A 2,209-nucleotide genomic window follows, 5' to 3' on the forward strand; every position below is an offset into this window, starting at 1 on the left:
GAAAAACAAAAAAACCCGCCGTGTTGCCACGGCGGGTTTGATTCAAACTCTCAACCGGCTTGCGCCGGCTTGAAAATTAGAACGAGTGCGACAGTTGCACTTTGAACTTGTTGTCCTTGCTGGCAGCATTGGCCGTGGCTTCCCACGAGCTGTAGCTGGAGCTCACGCTGGTGCGCTTGCTCAGGTCGTAGCTGGCGCCCACGCTGTAGCCGACGCGCTTTGCGCCAGCGTTATCGTTCTTGACCCACACGGCACCGACGGTCACGGCACCCAGAGGAGCGCTCACACCCAGCATGGTGTACTTGTTCTTGCCACCAGCGACCAGATCGGCGCTTTCAAAGCCAGCACCGATCTTGGCCACGCCCAGGTCGTACTGACCAGCAACGCGGAAACGGTCATCGTTGGCGGCGTTGTTTTTCCAGCTGGTGTAGTCCAGCTTGGCTTTGATCGGACCGGCTGCGTAGTCAGCACCCACCGTCAGCGCACGGCTGTTGCCGGCGGACAGACCTTTGCCGAAGCCATTGGCCAAGTTCACGCCAACGTTGCCTTCGGTCAAAGAACCGCTGAACACGAAACCGCTGATGTTGGGCGAGCTGTACTTCAGGATGTCGCTGTCAACAGCGGAACCGAGGATTTCGCCTTCCATGTTGTTCACAGGAGCGCCAGCCTGGGCCAGACCTCGGATGCCGCTACCAATTTCAATAGCGCCACCGTAGATCGTGCCGAAACCACCGGTCAAACCGATGGTGTGGTTCAGGCCGTCCACGAACCCTTGGGTGCGGTTCAAACCTTCAATACCAGCACGTGCGTTCAGCTTCAAGCCACCGCCCAGGTCTTCCGTCATGGAAACGTAGATCTCGGAGGTGTCAACGCCCATACCTTTGGTGGTCACGCCAGTAGCGCCGGCTTTGGTCGACTGGTAGCCGTAATCAAGTGCACCGCTCAGGGTCACGGAGGATTGTGCGAAAGCTGCGCCGGTTGCTGCAACAGCAGCCAAGGCAATCAGGGTCTTTTTCATTGAGATTTTCTCCAAGGTTGAAAAAAGAGGCCGTGGGTTATAGCCCCAGAGCCAACCTCCGTTTTTGGAAGTTGGCCTATTGCACCAGAAGGCGGTACGGGATGCAAAAGTTTCGGCGGTGCGGTGGGTATTTCGTTGCACATGGACAACAGCATTGGACCGGATCGAAGGCGCGGTTTCTGCGACCGGCGGCAGCGCCGGGACCCAGATTTCGCGCTTACGGCTGCCTTGGGCCAGAATACTGAACACCGCCCACCTTGTGTGGGAATCGGTTTTTCCACAAGGAATTTGCATGGACGCCCTGTTGAATGCTGCAGATGCAGCGCTGCGCACCCTTTTTGTGCACCCCAGGGCGTCGCGCGACTGTCCAACGGTGCCCGAACCACGCGAAGTTGAAACGCTGAACGAAGGCGAACGCCGGGAGGCTGGGGCCTTGATGCGGGTCAACCACGTTGGAGAGGTCTGTGCTCAGGCCCTGTACACGGCGCAGGCTTTGATGGCCCGGTGGCCGGTCCGTGGCCGAGGGACGGGACAGGAATCGCTGGCCCTGCAACTGGAGGCCGCAGGCAAAGAGGAAACCGATCACCTGGCCTGGACCCAGGAGCGGCTGGACGAACTCGATGCCCGCCCCTCGCTGCTCAACCCGGTCTGGTACGCGGGCGCCTTTGGCTTGGGCTTGCTCGCCGGGGGGCTTGGCAAAGGCTTGAGTCTGGGCTTTGTGGTGGAGACCGAGCGCCAGGTGGAAGCCCACTTGGCCAGCCACATGGAGCGCCTGCCCGCCGCCGATCAGGCCTCGCGTGCGATCGTGGCCCAAATGAAGGAAGACGAAGCAAGACATGCGCGCGAAGCCCAGCACGCGGGGGCGGTCGAACTGCCCCGGCCTGTGAAAGGTTTGATGCGGGTGGCGGCGCGCGTCATGACAACGGTCGCACACCGGATTTAGTTGGCTCGTGAAGCCTTCAGGCTTCCAGCAGATCGAAACTGGTCGTGATTTCGGCGGTCTTGGCCAGCATGATGCTGGCCGAGCAGTATTTTTCGTGGCTCATGGCAATGGCCCGCTCGACAGCAGACGGGGGAAGCCCTTTGCCCGTGACCGTGAAGTGCATGTGGATGTTGGTGAACACCTTGGGCTCGGTCTCGGCCCGCTCGCTGGTGAGCTTGACGCTGCAGCCGCGCACATCGTGCCGCCCC

General features: G+C 60.6%; 3 protein-coding genes. 1 reads left to right on the forward strand and 2 read right to left on the reverse strand.

The window, feature by feature from the left end:
* Nucleotides 1–76 precede the first annotated feature (76 nt).
* A complete protein-coding gene (locus ABYB95_RS22085) occupies nucleotides 77–1,267 on the reverse strand; it encodes a porin (RefSeq protein WP_372662042.1) in 1,191 nt (396 codons plus the stop codon).
* Nucleotides 1,268–1,310: 43 nt separating this feature from the next.
* Between ABYB95_RS22085 and coq7 the strand changes: the two genes are divergently transcribed.
* Nucleotides 1,311–1,961, forward strand: a complete 651-nt coding sequence (gene coq7 / locus ABYB95_RS22090) for a 2-polyprenyl-3-methyl-6-methoxy-1,4-benzoquinone monooxygenase (protein ID WP_372662045.1) — start codon at nucleotides 1,311–1,313, stop codon at nucleotides 1,959–1,961.
* 16 nt (nucleotides 1,962–1,977) lie between these two features.
* On the opposite strand, the gene ABYB95_RS22095 is transcribed toward coq7, so the two are convergent.
* Nucleotides 1,978–2,209, reverse strand: a 232-nt coding sequence (locus tag ABYB95_RS22095) for an OsmC family protein (protein WP_372662048.1), incomplete at its 5' end; no start/stop codon positions are given.

The organism is Hydrogenophaga sp. (genome assembly GCF_041633695.1).
In the GTDB taxonomy this organism is placed as follows: domain Bacteria; phylum Pseudomonadota; class Gammaproteobacteria; order Burkholderiales; family Burkholderiaceae_C; genus Hydrogenophaga.

Coding starts and splice junctions, on each gene's coding strand:
- coq7 (WP_372662045.1), top strand. CDS start 1,311: ATGGACGCCCTGTTGAATGCTGCAGATGCAGCGCTGCGCACCCTTTTT.